Source organism: Sphingobacterium sp. (assembly GCF_032065005.1).
Lineage (GTDB): Bacteria > Bacteroidota > Bacteroidia > Sphingobacteriales > Sphingobacteriaceae > Sphingobacterium.
In genome coordinates, this window is sequence record NZ_DAMBMM010000008.1 from 146,969 (window position 1) to 162,491 (window position 15,523).

Genomic DNA, 15,523 nt, shown 5'->3' on the forward strand with positions numbered 1-15,523 from the left:
ATAGAATTAATTTCAATCTATACACATAAAACATGGCTTATTCAGATCAGGATATTTTAGGGAAAATTGGGGATCTTTTGGTAGAAATCAATGAGCATTATGCAGGGCTGGACAAGAACAATCTAGCAAGCAAAAAAGCAGATATATTATTGTTGGCTGCTCAGGCAAAATATTTGGCTGCGCATATCGAAGCCTTGGCTTCACTTCAGACTCAACCGACTCATTTATTGGCCTCTGCAACCGCTGGGCTAGTGCAGGAAGAGGATAAAAGCTTTACGCCAGCCATCGAACACGATGAACATGAGGCTGATGAGCAACCGGTTGAAGAAGAGATCCAAGAAGTTGAATCCGTAGAACCTGAAACTGAAAAGAAACCTTTTGTCGAGGAATATGATGAAGAGGAGCCTGAATCGACCAGTTATGCAGCGGAATCGAATGAGGAAAACCAGGAAATAATAGAAGAAGAGAAAGAGGAATTGGTAGAAGAGCCAAAAGAGGCTGAGGCTAGGGAAGAAGAGAAGGAAGAAGCTGAACCGGTTGAAGAAGTATCTGATTTCAAAAATTTCAATATTTCATCCAATCCCGTTCATACCGCCTCTTCAGGTTATACTTCTGTAGCTTCTGCAGATGAAGCTGAAGAAGATAAAAAGAATGCCGAGGAGCAAAATAAGGAAGTGAAAGCTGATGCTGAACCTACCGTTAACGAGGTCGTAATCGAAGAGAAGAAAATCGAGATTGAGGAAGAGAAACCGGAAGAGGTCGTTTCCTTGAATGATTTGGCAAAACAGGCGGAAGTAAAACCTAGCCGTCCATTGACATTGAACGAATTGATCCAACAGCAGAAAAAGGCTGGATTGACCAATGCTAATCAGTTCAATACCTCGCAAGATAAAAGTAGTGACCGAATTGCAGACCTTAAGGTTGCCGTGAGCCTAAATGATAAACTCCTGTTTATTAAAGACCTGTTCAACGGCTATAGCTTAGCCTATTCTGAAGCGATTGAACTCTTGAACAGATTTGACAATTTTGCAGAAGCAGATGCCTTCCTACAGTCTAACTATTCGCTAAAAAATAACTGGGCTTCAAAACCACAGACTGTGGATAAGCTTTATGCTATCTTAAGAAAGAAATATATATAATTTCATTACGAAAAATAAAAGGTCGCTTCTAATTCAAGAAGCGACCTTTTTTATGGGGTATTGTCCGGATTAAAGATCAAATTTGATCCAATGGTTTCCTTCATGTCCATATACAAAATATTTTGATTGGATAATTTCAGCGAATATCTCTATATCCAACAAAAAGTCCTCTTTGCGTTTTCCAAAATCAGGTTTTTGAATAATAAAGACATTGTTGTTTTTAACCGCTTTATAGTCGCTGTATTGCTCGTTCAATAAATCTGGCAGTGTTCCTAGGAAAACGGGATTGTCGTTGATAAAGATCAGGATTTCGGTGTTTTCAGCCTCTTTTACCAAAGGGTTGTTTTGAGCTCCAGCGATGTCACTCAATTCTTCGATATAAGTTGGGTCTGCAGTAGGTTTTGAGAGGTCCATAATTTCGACCATCGGTCGGTTTTCAATATGGATAAACTTTAATTTATGGATAATGATATTGATTTCTTCTTCAAGTTGCTCGAATTTTTCGGGCTCAGACTCTTGTAATTCGTTTGCTATTGCGGTATAGTGTTTTAGTTGAATCATTATGATAGACAATTATCCTACAAAGGTAAACAAGCTGCTCAAAAGACCCAAGCAATTGTCGAGATTCATAAATAATTTGTAATTTGGGGTTTAAAATTTAAGGAGTATTTATGTTTGATAAGTTATTTGAAGCACAGCAAAAGGCACAGGAGATCAAAGCAAGGTTGGATCATATTTCCGTATCAGGAGAGGCAGAGGGCGGCAAGGTCCGAGTGATTTCCACGGCGAATAAGGAGATCAAAGAGATTCAGATCGACCCTGATTTCTTTAAGGATGCAGATAAAGAGGAAATTGAAGAGCTATTGGTTGTTGCCTTGAATAAGGCTTTGGTTCAGGCTGAAAGTATCAGTCAAACTGAAATGCAAGCGGCCTCACAAGATCTATTAGGTGGATTGGGCGGTTTAGGCAACTTATTTGGTAAATAAAAAGAGAAAAATGAAAGCAACATATTACGGACAGTCATGTGTAGAGTTTGATTTTGATGGGACCAAGGTTTTGATGGATCCATTCATCAGTTATAATCCCTTGGCGAAGGGTGTGGATATCAGTAAGATCAACCCTGATTACATTTTCCTGAGCCATGGCCATCAAGACCATGTGGCCGACATGTTCAGTATCCAGCAACAAAGCGGTGCCACTGTTGCAACCATTGTAGAAACAGCTGCATGGGTTAGAAAACAAGGGGTACCTGATGATAAAGTGATCGAATATAATCTGGGTGGAACCTTAAACCTTCCTTTTGGAAAGGTAAAGATGGTTTATGCAGCACATAGCAATAGCACTCCAGATGGTTCTTATGCAGGTTTCCCGGTAGGTTATGTGTTCTTTTTGAAGGACAAAACCATTTATTTTGCTGGAGATACCGCCTTGACCATGGAAATGAAGTTGTTGGAACGTCATAAGATTGATTGGGCCTTGTTGCCAATTGGTGGTCATTATACAATGGATGTGGATGATGCCGTGATTGCAGCGGAGTTTGTGAACTGCAATAATGTCATCGGAATACATTATGATTCTTTTCCTCCAATTACGATTAACCATGAGGATGCAAAGAAGAAGTTTAACGAATCAGAGGTGTACTTGGCATTGCCAAAGATCGGTGAGTCGGTAGAGCTATAAAAGAGATATATCAAAAGAAAAGCCCAATTGCATGCAATTGGGCTTTTTTATGTTCAGGCTGCTAATGATTATTAAGCAACGCTTTTTGATCTGTTGATATGGAACTGTACCAAATCGTCAATAGGAGAACGCAAGATTTTTCCAACTTTCATTCCATATTGAGCAGCTTTATCTTCCAGTACATTTCTGAAGTTGTAACCTACAGAACCGATACAGTTGAAAGTGTAAGATTGGTAGTCAGGGTATTTGCTCACAAGGTTGTTGAAGAAAGCTTCGAAAGCATCGTCAACAATTTTGCGAGTGTATTCGATATTTACGTTATTGTCGTATACAAATTTACTGAAGCTAGCGCAGAAACGGTTAGCAAGAGGTTTTGTGTATACGTTGTCCATGATTTCATCAGGAGTAAGTTTGTAGGTATTAAAGAATACCTCAGCAACATCTTTAGGCATTAAACCTCTGATAAAATCTACCAAAAGCTTTTTACCGATGAAACTACCAGATCCTTCGTCACCAAGGATGTAAGCAGCAGAATCAATATTGTGGGTTATGTCTTTTCCGTCGTATATACAAGTGTTAGTACCCGTTCCAAGAATTGCAGCAAAACCAGGGTTTGTACCTAATAACGCACGTGCAGCAGCTAACAGGTCGTGACCAACTTCAACTTTAGAATTTGGGAACACTGCTTGGATCGCATCTTCGACAATTTTTGCCTTCTCTTCGTTGTGTACACCAGCACCATAATAATTTACCTCGCTGATTTTTTCAAATGGAATATCTTGAGGTAGTCCTTTTTTAAGGGATGCAATAATGTATTCGCTATCTACAAAATATGGGTTATAACCCTCGGTGTTGAAGTAAATCTTCTTGTTGTTATCATCTAGCAAACACCAGTTTGTTTTTGTAGACCCTCCATCTGCAATTATTATCATTATTTATAAATTTAGTTTTAAAGTAACTTGTTTTTTCGTTTTACAATGGTATTGTTCTAAGTTTAAATCCCAAAATACGGTATTTATTAATAAAAATAAGAATTTTTATTTGATATATTGAAATAATTTAGGAAGGTTAGGGCCTTGATTAAAAATAAAAACCTTATAACTCATTGGTTATAAGGTTTTTAAAATTATTTTAACACGAAAAATACTTAGTGTATTTTTTACAATTAGTTTAGCTTTAGTGAGCTCCTTCAGCTTCAATTTCGTCAATTGCAATTCCTTGTTTAGACAGGAATTTGCGAACCAGTACGGCAAAGACAATGATGTAGATAAAACCAACCGCTGGAACAATGTAAGAGTTGTGAATACCAATGATATCCGATAGTTTTCCTTGGATTGGAGGGATGATACCACCACCTAAAATCATCATGACCAAGAAAGCTGAACCCTGTTCGGTGTATTTTCCTAATCCTACGATAGAAAGACTAAAGATGGATCCCCACATGATAGAACAAGCTAAACCTCCAGCTAGGAAGGAGTAGATTGCTACCGTGCCTGATGTCATTAATCCAACGATCATGGCCAATAGCCCGAAAGTTCCGAAAATGATCAAGGTACGGACAGGTTTTTCTTTACTCAAGAAGAATGCAGCAATCTGTAATGCTACACAGATAATGAAGTAATATAGAACGGACATATCGAATCCAGCTAATGAATTCACGCCAATAATAATGGTGAAAGCTATGACTGGAACAATGATGGTCAGTAATTTTTTCTTAGATTTTGTTAGGTTGAACGCTGTAATCGCGCCTGCCCACCGGCCGATCATCATACCACCCCAGTACATGGAAACGTAAGGAGTAATCTGCGAAGATTGAAGGTTGCCGAACTCATCTAAAGTCAAAAGTTCACCTAGGTTACTACCGATGGCAACTTCAATCCCTACGTAGATAAATAAGGCCAACATACCCAAAACCAATTGTGGATATTTCATGGCGCCCCAACCTTCTGGGTTTTTCTTAGCACTGTTATAAGAGAACAATAGACCGAAAACAATTACGGCCAAAGCACCAAGCAACCATAACATACGTTTGATTTCCAAACCATGGGAAAGGTCTTTAATCTGTGCTAAAAGCTCTTGGTTATTGTTGTTAGCTGCTTGCTCCTTTAGATCTAGGATGTGAAGGGCAGTATCAGATTTGTAACTGGTAAATACCGGGATAAAAGCACATAGCAACAAAATGGTCATAATGATCAATGTTGTCCTAGCCTTGTTAGCGGGTTCCATCTGTTCCAGGTTGAAACCTGCCGGAACTTTCTTAGAGAAATGGAATAAACCAGCTGCCAATACGAAAAGTAGACCGACACCTATATAAAGGTATACGACTTTGTTTAGGGGAAGGTTTGCAATTTCAGCATCGGAAATGGTCTCGAAGGTGCCAAATAGTGCAAATCCAACGATCAATGGTCCGATAGTGGTACCGAAAGAGTTGATGCCGCCACCCAGGTTCACCCGAGATGCCCCAGTTTTAGGGTCACCCAATAGTACTGCAAATGGGTTTGCTGCGGTTTGCTGCAATGAGAAACCTAATGCAACAATAAATAGACCTATTAACATTCCGGTGTACACATTGACTTCTACAGCGACGATCATTGCTGCGGCACCTAATGCCGAGAACAAGAGGCCATAGACAATACTTCGCTTGTAGCCCCATTTTCCTACGAGGTCTTTTCCGGAAATGGTTCCGAAAATAAAGAGAAGAAGCGCGCCAATGTAGTAGGCCGAGTAAAAAGCAAAATCAATAAGTTGAGATTGAAATTGATCTAAGTGAAAGTAATTTTTACAGAACGGAATGAATACACTGTTTCCAGCTGCGATAAATCCCCAGAAAAAAAACACCACGATTAAGGTGTAAAGAGCTGGGTAATTGGTGTTTGTTTGTTGGTTATTCATAAAAAAAATGTCTAACTTTATGATTTAATCGTACAAATAAAGAACTTTTTTTTGATTTCTAAAGTTTTTCGGCAGCTGCTAAAACATTTTACTGCAACTTAACGTTATATAATAAACTATAAATAAAAAAAAGTGCTGATTTTCTTTTGAAATTACAATAGTTCTTTTTTTCTTTGTGGCGGTTCTTAAATTTATCTTTCGGGACGCTAGTATAAAATCTCTATAAAAGATTTAGTTACCCAATAAGACATATGAAATTTATGTATTAGCTGAGAGATATATTTCAAAAAAAGTAAAAATCCTTAAAAATCATATTTTAATATTAATGGATATTAATGAATTGAATACGAAGCTCGTGTCTGAATTGCGCGAGATTGCGAAAGTTCTAGGCATTGTTGATGCTGAAAAGCTTAGAAAACAAGAGTTAATTGATCGTATTTCTGAAATAGCCAAAGAGTCTCAGCAAGAGCAAACTGTAGAAGTTTCTGATGTTGATTCGGATAAAGCCAATGCAGAGCGAACAAGAAAAAGAGTGCGTACAGTGAAAGCTGCAGAACCTGTAGCAGTAGGTAGAAACAGAGTGGCAGCCGATGACGAGGAAACGAAAATGGATTTTGTTAGCAAACCAGCAGCAGAATCTACTCCCGCAGAATCCACAACTACTCCTTCTCCTGAACCTTCTTCTAAAGCTTCCACTCCAACAGATTTTGACAACGTAATTATTAATGAAGGTGTATTGGAAATTATGGCCGATGGTTATGGTTTCTTAAGGTCTTCAGACTATAATTATTTGACATCTCCGGATGATATCTATGTTTCTCAATCACAGATCAAGTTGTTTGGGTTGAAAACTGGAGATAATGTAAGAGGATGTATCCGTCCTCCGAAAGAAGGTGAGAAGTATTTTCCTTTGGTAAGAGTGGAGGCCATCAATGGTCAAGACCCAGCTGAAGTAAGAGACCGTGTGCCTTTTGATTATTTGACACCATTGTTCCCTGATGAGAAATTGAATTTGGACCTTGGTCCGAGCAACTACTCAACTAGGATCATGGATCTTTTCACGCCAATCGGTAAAGGACAACGTGGTTTGATCGTTGCACAGCCTAAGACTGGTAAGACCAATTTATTGAAAGAGGTTGCCAATGCTATCGCGAAAAACCATCCTGAAGTTTACTTAATCATTTTATTGATCGATGAACGTCCAGAGGAGGTTACTGACATGGCCAGAAGCGTACGTGCAGAAGTTGTTTCATCAACTTTTGATGAGCCTGCTGACCGTCACGTGAAAATTGCCAACATCGTATTGGAAAAAGCAAAACGTATGGTCGAGTGTGGCCATGATGTGGTTATCTTATTGGATTCCATTACCAGGTTAGCGCGTGCTTATAACACTGTGGCTCCAGCATCAGGAAAAATCCTTTCCGGTGGTGTGGATGCCAATGCACTACATAAACCAAAACGTTTCTTCGGTGCAGCCAGAAATATCGAGAATGGTGGTTCATTGACGATCTTAGCTACAGCATTGACTGAAACAGGTTCTAAAATGGACGAGGTAATCTTTGAAGAATTCAAGGGTACTGGTAATATGGAGCTACAATTAGACCGTAAATTGTCTAACAAACGTATCTTCCCTGCCATCGATCTTACTGCATCTAGCACAAGACGTGATGACCTATTGGTTGACCGCGATGAATTGCAACGTCTATGGGTATTGAGAAACCACCTTGCCGACATGAACTCGCAAGAAGCCATGGAATTTTTGTTGACCCAAATGCGTGGAACTAAGTCCAACGGAGAATTTTTAATTAGCATGAATGGCTAAAAAGCCATCATAAATTGATATTTTTAAGCCATCTTTGCGAAAAGATGGCTTTTTTTTATGAAGAAATACATTCCAAATACGATCACTTCCCTAAACCTCTTTTCAGGTTGCATCGGTACTGTCATGGTCCTGAACCAAGAATATATGCTGGCTTTTTATTGTGTACTAGCTTCGGGTATTTTTGACTTTTTCGATGGGATGTCAGCTAGAGCATTACATGTCAAGTCGTTGATTGGAAAGGAATTGGACTCCTTGGCGGATGTGATTAGTTTTGGGTTTTTACCGGGAGCCATAATCTTTACGCTATTAAAAGATACCAGTTCGAATGAATATCTTCCATATCTAGGTTTTATCATTACCGTGTTTTCGGCTTTAAGATTGGCAAAATTCAATATTGATACCAGACAGAGCACGGATTTCATCGGGGTCAATACGCCCATGAACACCTTTTTTATTGTTTCTCTGCCTTTTATCCTCCAAGATTACCCTGTCTTAAAGAACACTTGGCTTTTATTGGGCATAGCGATCCTGACCAGTTTGCTGTTGGTGTCGGAAATAAAATTGTTCTCTATGAAACTGAGCAGTTTGAGTTGGGATGTCAATAAATACAAATACCTTTTCCTGATTATCAGTGTAGTATTATTGGTAATCCTGAAATTTTTAGCTTTACCAATTATCCTCGTTCTGTATATTATTTTCTCAAAAATCCATTTTGCCTCCGAGAAAGAAATTAGTGAAGTTTAGTTTGATAATCTTCCAGTTCAGCCATAGCTAAATGGAAATCATTTTTGATGTTTTCAAATAGATCCAGGATATCTGCCATCGGTTCCTCGGCGGCAGCTTTGTCCTCAAGGTCCTGGAACTTCATCCTTAAATCGGTAGCACCTAGGTATTGCATGGTCGGTTTGATATGATGCGCTTTTGATTTGATGTCTGAATGGTCCTGAGATTCTATTGCGACTTCTAAAGCCTTAAAATCTTCTACTCCCTGACCAAGATATAATGGGATCATCTGTTTGATGACCTCGATGTTGTTCATCATGTTCTCTTGGATAGAGGCGGGGTTAATAATGGAATAATGGTTCATGTTAGATTGTTTTTACATTCAGTTGATCGGTTGATTCTTCCAGCAATTCCTTGTTAGATTTCTTGAAAATCGGGTGGGAGTAGTCGGCAGCAATTTCTACGAGAGGTATCAGGGTAAAGTTTCTCTCTTGGATATATGGATGAGGAACTTGAAGGTCCTCGGTATGTATAATGTCGTCGTTATAATAGAGAATGTCAATATCGATGATCCTTGATCCCCAGCGTTGTCCACGGATCCTGCCCAAAAGAATTTCAATCTTCAAGATTTCATTCAAGACTTTATTTGCGGAGAAATCAGTCTCCAACAAGATCACCTGGTTCAAAAATACCGGTTGGTTTTCTACGCCCCAAGCTTCGGATTCATAAATTTTGGATTGCCGTGTGATTTTTCCAATTCTGTCTTCAATTTCAACCTTTGCGTCTTCTAGTTGTTTGTTGGGATTACCAATATTTGCCCCTAAAAGTAGGTAAACTTTATTCATGAGTTTAATATATGAATTGTTTTATGATAATCGGAATAATAGCTTAAATTTACGGACACTACTTAAATAAATTATATGAGATCATTTTTTAAATACGTACTTGCGACCATTACAGGTATTATTATCAGTAGTATATTAATGTTTTTTATCCTGATGGGAATCATTGGGATGATGATCAGTTCGGTGGGCAGTAAGAGCGAAACTGTAACAGCTAGCAACTCTGTTCTGTTAATCGACCTGGATCATGCAATCACAGAAAAAACAGAAGCAAATCCATTTGAAGGTCTTGATATCCCTGGCTATGCGGGTTCTAAGTCCATTGGATTGAATGATATCGTTTCAAAGATAAAAGCAGCAAAAACAGACAATAACATCAAGGGCATCTATCTTAATGTGACAAGTGTAGGGACTGGCTTCGCAACCATGAAAGCCATCCGTGAGGCACTTTTGGACTTTAAGACTTCGGATAAGTTTATCGTAGCCTATAGTGATGTGATGAGCCAAAAAGGCTATTACCTGAACTCTGTGGCTAATGAGCTGTATTTGCATCCACAAGGGAGTCTAGATTTCAGGGGATTGGCTACTTCAGTCATGTTTTATAAAGAGGCATTGGATAAATTAGGGATCGATATGCAAGTCCTCAAAGTTGGGACTTATAAAAGTGCAGTAGAACCTTTTATCCTCAATAGTATGAGCGAAGCGAATAAGGAACAGGTTAATTCTTATCTGAGCAGTATTTATGGCACTTTTCTGAACGATATTTCGGCCGTTAAAAAGATATCTACAGATAGCTTAAAAAGCATTGCAAACGGTTATTTGATCCGTGAAGCGGAAGATGCCAAGAAATATGGATTTGTTACAGATCTGTTGTACAAAGATCAGGTGATTTCAAAAATCAAGGATAAGTTGGGTATTGATGCGAAAAAAAATATTCCAGTGGTATCCATATTGGATTATAATAACAAAGCAAGTGCTGGCGAAGCAGGTGGCGATCGTATTGCTGTATTATATGCCTATGGGGAGATCATTGATGGGGAAGGTATAGAAGGACAGATTGGTGGAGATAAATTGTCTAGGGAGTTAAGAGAATTGAGACAGGATGATAAGGTAAAAGCTATCGTGATGCGCGTAAATTCTCCGGGAGGTTCGGCCTTGGCTTCGGAATCCATCTGGAGAGAGGTCGATCTAACAAAGAAAGTGAAACCTGTAGTAGTATCCATGGGTGATTATGCTGCTTCTGGAGGTTATTATATTTCAGCTGCAGCGGATTCTATCTTTGCCGATCCAACAACCCTTACGGGTTCAATTGGTGTATTCGGGTTGATTCCTAGTTTCCAAAAATTATTCAATGATAAATTAGGCATACATTTCGATGCGGTGAAGACTTCTAAGTTTGCTGATATGGATGTGGATATGGACAGACCATTGTCGGAAGAGGAAAAAGGAATCATTCAGGGCGGCGTTAATAAGATCTACCAAGTATTCCTGAAGCGAGTGGCTGATGGAAGAAAGATGCAAGTAGCAGATGTTGACAGCATTGGTCAAGGCCGTGTATGGACCGGTGAACAAGCTGTAAAATTGAAATTGGTAGACCGTTTAGCGACCTTGGACCAAGCCATTGTTGCGGCTGCCAAGAAAGCAAAAATCGAGAATTATAGAGTTTCGGAGTATCCGAGAGCGAAAGATCCTTTTGCTTCGATATGGTCTACTTCGAGGGATAAAATAAAGATGTGGATGCTAGAAGATGAGATGGGGGATTATGTGAAATATTTGACAGAACTGAAAAGGATCAGTCAGCAATCGGGTGTGCAGGCTAGGATTCCATATCTGGTAGAGATATATTAATTAAAAGCGCTGATTGAGAAATCAGCGCTTTTTTTATATCATGGCAGTTCTTGGCATCGTTCCTTCTAGTGATAAATATGGAATGGGCTATTAAAGGAACTGCATAGGGTATTACTAAATAGATTTAGAATTATTGTAGAGATTTGCAGATTGAAAAGAAAAATGAAAGTTTTTTATATCTTTAAACTCTAAAATCAACCGGAAATAAAAATAAAATGAAAACTATCGACGATTTAAATTTCAACGGGAAGAAAGCTTTAATAAGAGTTGATTTCAATGTTCCTTTAGATGAGAACTTCAACATTACTGATGACAACCGTATTCAAGGTGCACTACCTACTATTAAAAAGATCTTAAAAGACGGAGGTTCCGTTATTTTGATGTCCCATTTAGGAAGACCAAAAGAAGGACCTACCGACAAATATTCACTTAAACATATTGTAAAGCACTTATCTGAGGTATTAGGTGTTGATGTACAATTTGCAGATGACTGTATTGGTTCAGATGCCGTTGAGAAGGCAAAGAATTTGCAGGCAGGTCAGGTTTTATTGTTAGAGAACCTTAGATTCTACAAAGAAGAAGAAAAAGGAGACCGTGATTTTGCTAAGAAATTAGCTGAATTGGGTGATGTCTATGTTAATGATGCATTTGGTACTGCACACAGAGCACATGCTTCTACAGCTATTATTGCTGAATTTTTCCCTAACAACAAGTACTTTGGTTACTTAATGGCGAAGGAAATTGAAAATGCGGAGAAGGTTCTAAATAAACCTGAACGTCCATTTACAGCTATCATGGGTGGTGCTAAGGTGTCTGATAAATTGGAATTGATTGAAGCTTTATTGGACAAAGTTGACAATTTGATCATTGGTGGTGGTATGGCCTATACCTTTGTAAAGGCTCGCGGTGGTGAGATTGGTCAGTCTTTGGTTGAGCTTGATAAATTGGATTTGGCAAATGAATTAGTGAAAAAAGCAGATGAAAAAGGCGTGAACTTGGTTCTTCCTACTGATGCTCAGATTGCTGACCGTTTTGCAAATGATGCCAATGTTTATGATGGTCCTAATGATGAGATTCCTGCCGATAAGCAAGGTCTTGATATAGGTCCTGAGTCTTCCGAGCATTTTAAAGATGTGATAATGGCTTCAAATACCTTGCTGTGGAATGGCCCAATGGGTGTATTTGAAATGGATACTTTTGCTAAAGGTACTCGTGCGGTTGCAAATGCAGTTGTTGCAGCAACAGAGCGTGGTGCATTCTCATTGATCGGTGGTGGTGATTCAGCTGCTGCGGTATCTAAATTTGGAATGACGGAGCACGTCAGCTATGTTAGTACTGGCGGTGGTGCTTTGTTAGAATACATGGAAGGTAAGACGCTTCCAGGTGTTAAAGCTATTTTAGACTAATATTATCTATAAAATATAGGAAGGGGAGCCATTTGGTTCCCCTTCCTTGTTTAATAGCTGTAGCTCAAGCTGAAGCTTGGCACAAGCCGTTGCTTGGCGCTGGCCTGATTGATATAGCTGAGTTTAGCTCCCACTCCAAAGTCTGGAAGTACATATTTGAACATATTGAAGTCTGCTGATAGGCCTATTCCGAATGAGGTAGGTTCGGCCTTGCTGTCCTGGATATTTTGATAGTCGGCAAAGAAATAGCCATGGAACCGTTTGATATAAGCCAATTGTCCAATGGCCCAGTCGGGATAAGCAATCGGGAACCTGTAGTTCATCAAAAGGGTGTTTTCTACTTTCGGCGAATCGAAATGAGCATAGCCAGATACCATTGGGATGTCATAGGTATCATTGTATCTTCCGTCAGTTTTCTGATAGGATAGCCTAGCCTGGAAGCCATGGTTCCTGAAGAAACCAGGGAAATAGAAATTGGTCCTGATGGCAAATAATGAGCCTTCTATTGTGTTTTCGAATGGTACATGACGGTAAAGAACATTGATGTTCTGTCCCCATTTAGGGATCAGCTCCATTTGACTTCTTCGTTGATTGCGGTTGAAATATGCCTGGTAATTGAGAGGGAAGGCAATTTCATCATGAAATCCCCGCAGGGTATTTAAGCTCAGATCATATCGTTTTTGATAGGATGTACCTAGGTTAAAGCCATAGTTATAGGTGGTTTTTCCTCTGTAAATGCTCAGGGGAATCTGCATGTCCAAGCTATAAACATGTTCCCTGAAGTCAAATTTTGTGTACTCATTTTCCGTGTTTTGCTTCTTTGCATAGCCGATCTGGCCTCTATTTTTATAAGAAAAACTGAATTTCGGATAGTATTTCTGATAGGTTAGCTCTGCTGAATAGACGCTTTTTTCCATGTCCAAATCGTATTCATAACCTAATTTTAGCTGAGAAGTATTGAGTAGATCATTGGCAATCCAGAAGATTCCAGGTCTATAATTGTCGAAACTTTCGAAGTTATTACTGCTTATGCTTAGGCTGTGAAAGTTAAATAAATGACTAAGGCTATTGTATTTTTCTACTTGATGAGTCTGTGTTTCCTCGGGTTTAGGACCTGCGAAACTAGCTTTTATCCTGTGGTCAGTCTGGGCCGGAACCTCAAATTTCGCTGTGATTTCCTTTCCTATCAGTTGTGTGGAATCTAGGAAAGCTGCTTTATATCCATTGAATTGATACTCGTTATAAAGTACGGAATGGTTGTTTCCTGGGCTAGGATGAAAGGCTCCGAAAGGGGAATCTGAGATAATATATAGCTTCTTATCGTTGCTGGAATAGCGGTAAAGATTATCGATTTTTTGAAATTGAGCTTTAAAAATAAGGTCATTTTCCAGGTAAATGGGACGTTGGAATTCTTGGTTTGACCAAGGAAACAGCTCCTTAAATTGGGAGGTTTCGAGGTCTATCTCAATGATATTTGTCCCTTTTGGACTGATGGCAATCGCTGAAATCTTTGTTTCATCTGCATTCAAACTGGGCTGTTGGATGAGGAATCCCTCAGGAAAATCCATGATTTTTGAGGATTTCTTTGAAATTCGGTCGATATAGAAGAGGCTGGAAAGGTTGTTTTGGTCCACTTGGACTGTGTATACCTTTTGGGAATTATCGCTCAATATAGGGCTGTAAAATCGAGAATTTTTGGAAAGGTCCTCGATTTTTCCAGTTTTGAGATCCAAAATCCGGATAATATTATAGGTCTGTTTGCTAAATCTAGCATCCTTTCTGAGTTCATCCCATACCAGGAATTGGTCGTTCACATGAAAATATGGAGTCAGTTGGTAGCCAATTTTGGTTATGGTTTCTTCTTTATCAGCAGTCCTTTTTCTGATTTCAGGGATGAAAGCAGGTGATTGAACAAGGGTGAAAATTGCTTTGGACGAGTTGGTTTGGGGAAGAAAATAGTGCGTAGGGTAGCGGTTGTTTTCCTCAAAAATCAGGTTAAAATTTCCTTCATTTTTTGAAGATTCCCATTCCTCTTTGAGTTCAGAAATTGTGGCGTCATAGAGATTTTTGCTGTTCAGTTTGCTGTACTTTTTCAGGGCTAAATTGAAGTTAAAAGGTCGCCATAAATTAGCCCTCATGTTGTCCAAGATTTCCTCCTTTACCCCATAGCCAAAATGGTTGGTGAGGTAGCTGTTCATGCTGTACCCGGTGAGGTAGTAGGTGGGGGTCAAATCACGGAATGACCCGAGAATATTTTTACTGAAAGAGTAGTCTTTTCCGGAGAGCAAATTGGTCCGAAGGGGCATGAACCAGGAGCTACTTCTGCCTCTACCTCCGGCAGAAAATTGAGTTTCTATAGAGACCGCGTCTCCCTCAAAGTACCAAGCTGGCAGGTGAAGACCATATAATGCGAAGGCCAATTGTTGGAAAAATGGACCTTGAATCCTACCTGTCAACTTGTCAAATTGTGCTACATGTCTAAGCTCATGTTGTATAAGATTTGGTAGCCATTCTGTATTGTCGCTTGCCGGTCCAGGGGTTGAAAATGCTTCGACTTTTCGAGGGGCAAGTTGAGCATAGCCGTTCTGTTCAATATGATTTTCGTGAAGAATTATTGAAATTTTCTTTGGAGCGCGCCTTAAATCCCGACTGGAATAATCAATCAAGCTGTCGATTTGTTGGGAGAGGAGCAGGGCAGATTTTTCGAACTCCATCGGGAATATGAGTTGGAATTTTTCAGTGTTTATCTGTCTCCACTTAACCTTAGAAGAGGCTTGTTCATTGTCAATTATTTGAGATTTTACATGATATGTATTTAAACTTACTATAAGTATAGTTAAAACATTGATAAAAAGCTTTTTATAATTGATAAAATATGATAAAAATAGCATATACTAAATATATTAGTAAAAATTTGGATATTTATATTAATTGATTGTTTTTATAGATGATGTAAGTAGTTGAATAAGAGTATTTAATATTCCTAATGATTTTTCTGTAATTTACACTGTTTTACGTGTATTTTTGTCTTTAAATCACTGATTTGCGATTAATAATTCAGTTAACTTTTTGCTTTGTAAATGTAGGTTAAATTTTAATAAATTCAAATGATTGACGCTTCCAAAGGCTTTTTTTAAAATAGGATTGGCGTTGGCTGCTGAGAGGATTTTT

At 38.8% G+C, this 15,523-nt stretch carries 13 protein-coding genes; 7 read left to right on the plus strand and 6 right to left on the minus strand.

From position 1 onward, the window contains the following. Positions 1-32: 32 nt before the first annotated feature. Positions 33-1,139, plus strand: coding sequence for a hypothetical protein (locus tag RT138_RS13745; protein WP_313191154.1), 1,107 nt, complete (start codon positions 33-35; stop codon positions 1,137-1,139). 69 nt (positions 1,140-1,208) lie between these two features. On the opposite strand, the gene RT138_RS13750 is transcribed toward RT138_RS13745, so the two are convergent. Then, positions 1,209-1,700: a hypothetical protein gene (locus tag RT138_RS13750; RefSeq protein WP_313191155.1), complete on the minus strand. Its 492-nt coding sequence runs from the start codon at positions 1,698-1,700 to the stop codon at positions 1,209-1,211. A gap of 110 nt (positions 1,701-1,810) precedes the next feature. Between RT138_RS13750 and RT138_RS13755 the strand changes: the two genes are divergently transcribed. After that, positions 1,811-2,125, plus strand: coding sequence for a YbaB/EbfC family nucleoid-associated protein (locus tag RT138_RS13755; RefSeq protein WP_093098324.1), 315 nt, complete (start codon positions 1,811-1,813; stop codon positions 2,123-2,125). 10 nt (positions 2,126-2,135) lie between these two features. Further along, positions 2,136-2,819 (plus strand): metal-dependent hydrolase, encoded by a 684-nt coding sequence (locus tag RT138_RS13760; RefSeq protein WP_313191156.1) that lies wholly within the window; start codon positions 2,136-2,138, stop codon positions 2,817-2,819. Between the two features lie 71 nt (positions 2,820-2,890). On the opposite strand, the gene RT138_RS13765 is transcribed toward RT138_RS13760, so the two are convergent. Next, positions 2,891-3,751, minus strand: a complete 861-nt coding sequence (locus RT138_RS13765) for an N-acetylglucosamine kinase (protein ID WP_313191157.1) — start codon at positions 3,749-3,751, stop codon at positions 2,891-2,893. A gap of 244 nt (positions 3,752-3,995) precedes the next feature. After that, complete coding sequence (locus tag RT138_RS13770; RefSeq protein ID WP_313191158.1) at positions 3,996-5,711, minus strand: MFS transporter; 1,716 nt, start codon at positions 5,709-5,711, stop codon at positions 3,996-3,998. A 325-nt stretch (positions 5,712-6,036) separates the two neighbouring features. Between RT138_RS13770 and rho the strand changes: the two genes are divergently transcribed. Beyond that, positions 6,037-7,533 carry a transcription termination factor Rho gene (gene rho / locus RT138_RS13775; RefSeq protein WP_313191159.1) on the plus strand — a complete coding sequence of 499 codons (1,497 nt, stop codon included), beginning with the start codon at positions 6,037-6,039 and terminating at the stop codon, positions 7,531-7,533. A 57-nt stretch (positions 7,534-7,590) separates the two neighbouring features. Then, positions 7,591-8,277, plus strand: a complete 687-nt coding sequence (gene pssA / locus RT138_RS13780) for a CDP-diacylglycerol--serine O-phosphatidyltransferase (protein WP_313191160.1) — start codon at positions 7,591-7,593, stop codon at positions 8,275-8,277. Here pssA and RT138_RS13785 read toward each other — a convergent pair. Continuing rightward, positions 8,264-8,620, minus strand: coding sequence for an Hpt domain-containing protein (locus tag RT138_RS13785; RefSeq protein WP_313191161.1), 357 nt, complete (start codon positions 8,618-8,620; stop codon positions 8,264-8,266). The two genes, pssA and RT138_RS13785, sit on opposite strands and share 14 nt — an antisense overlap. Position 8,621: 1 nt before the next feature. Beyond that, positions 8,622-9,101: a 2-amino-4-hydroxy-6-hydroxymethyldihydropteridine diphosphokinase gene (gene folK, locus RT138_RS13790; RefSeq protein WP_313191162.1), complete on the minus strand. Its 480-nt coding sequence runs from the start codon at positions 9,099-9,101 to the stop codon at positions 8,622-8,624. Positions 9,102-9,176: 75 nt separating this feature from the next. Between folK and sppA the strand changes: the two genes are divergently transcribed. Together sppA and RT138_RS13800 are read left to right on the plus strand one after the other, a co-directional pair. Then, positions 9,177-10,946 carry a signal peptide peptidase SppA gene (sppA, locus tag RT138_RS13795; protein ID WP_313191163.1) on the plus strand — a complete coding sequence of 590 codons (1,770 nt, stop codon included), beginning with the start codon at positions 9,177-9,179 and terminating at the stop codon, positions 10,944-10,946. Positions 10,947-11,161: 215 nt separating this feature from the next. Continuing rightward, entirely contained in the window at positions 11,162-12,352 is a 1,191-nt protein-coding gene (locus RT138_RS13800; protein WP_185214114.1) for a phosphoglycerate kinase, read from the plus strand. Between the two features lie 50 nt (positions 12,353-12,402). On the opposite strand, the gene RT138_RS13805 is transcribed toward RT138_RS13800, so the two are convergent. Further along, a complete protein-coding gene (locus RT138_RS13805; protein ID WP_313191164.1) occupies positions 12,403-15,066 on the minus strand; it encodes a hypothetical protein in 2,664 nt (887 codons plus the stop codon). Positions 15,067-15,523 lie beyond the last annotated feature (457 nt).

What these genes read in the sequence shown, in the direction of transcription:
- RT138_RS13760 (WP_313191156.1), top strand. Translation starts at nt 2,136, where the DNA reads ATGAAAGCAACATATTACGGACAGTCATGTGTAGAGTTTGATTTTGAT.
- RT138_RS13750 (WP_313191155.1), bottom strand. Translation starts at nt 1,700, where the DNA reads ATGATTCAACTAAAACACTATACCGCAATAGCAAACGAATTACAAGAG.
- RT138_RS13785 (WP_313191161.1), bottom strand. Translation starts at nt 8,620, where the DNA reads ATGAACCATTATTCCATTATTAACCCCGCCTCTATCCAAGAGAACATG.
- pssA (WP_313191160.1), top strand. Translation starts at nt 7,591, where the DNA reads ATGAAGAAATACATTCCAAATACGATCACTTCCCTAAACCTCTTTTCA.
- RT138_RS13770 (WP_313191158.1), bottom strand. Translation starts at nt 5,711, where the DNA reads ATGAATAACCAACAAACAAACACCAATTACCCAGCTCTTTACACCTTA.
- RT138_RS13805 (WP_313191164.1), bottom strand. Translation starts at nt 15,066, where the DNA reads ATGGAGTTCGAAAAATCTGCCCTGCTCCTCTCCCAACAAATCGACAGC.
- RT138_RS13745 (WP_313191154.1), top strand. Translation starts at nt 33, where the DNA reads ATGGCTTATTCAGATCAGGATATTTTAGGGAAAATTGGGGATCTTTTG.
- RT138_RS13755 (WP_093098324.1), top strand. Translation starts at nt 1,811, where the DNA reads ATGTTTGATAAGTTATTTGAAGCACAGCAAAAGGCACAGGAGATCAAA.
- rho (WP_313191159.1), top strand. Translation starts at nt 6,037, where the DNA reads ATGGATATTAATGAATTGAATACGAAGCTCGTGTCTGAATTGCGCGAG.
- RT138_RS13765 (WP_313191157.1), bottom strand. Translation starts at nt 3,751, where the DNA reads ATGATAATAATTGCAGATGGAGGGTCTACAAAAACAAACTGGTGTTTG.
- folK (WP_313191162.1), bottom strand. Translation starts at nt 9,101, where the DNA reads ATGAATAAAGTTTACCTACTTTTAGGGGCAAATATTGGTAATCCCAAC.
- sppA (WP_313191163.1), top strand. Translation starts at nt 9,177, where the DNA reads ATGAGATCATTTTTTAAATACGTACTTGCGACCATTACAGGTATTATT.
- RT138_RS13800 (WP_185214114.1), top strand. Translation starts at nt 11,162, where the DNA reads ATGAAAACTATCGACGATTTAAATTTCAACGGGAAGAAAGCTTTAATA.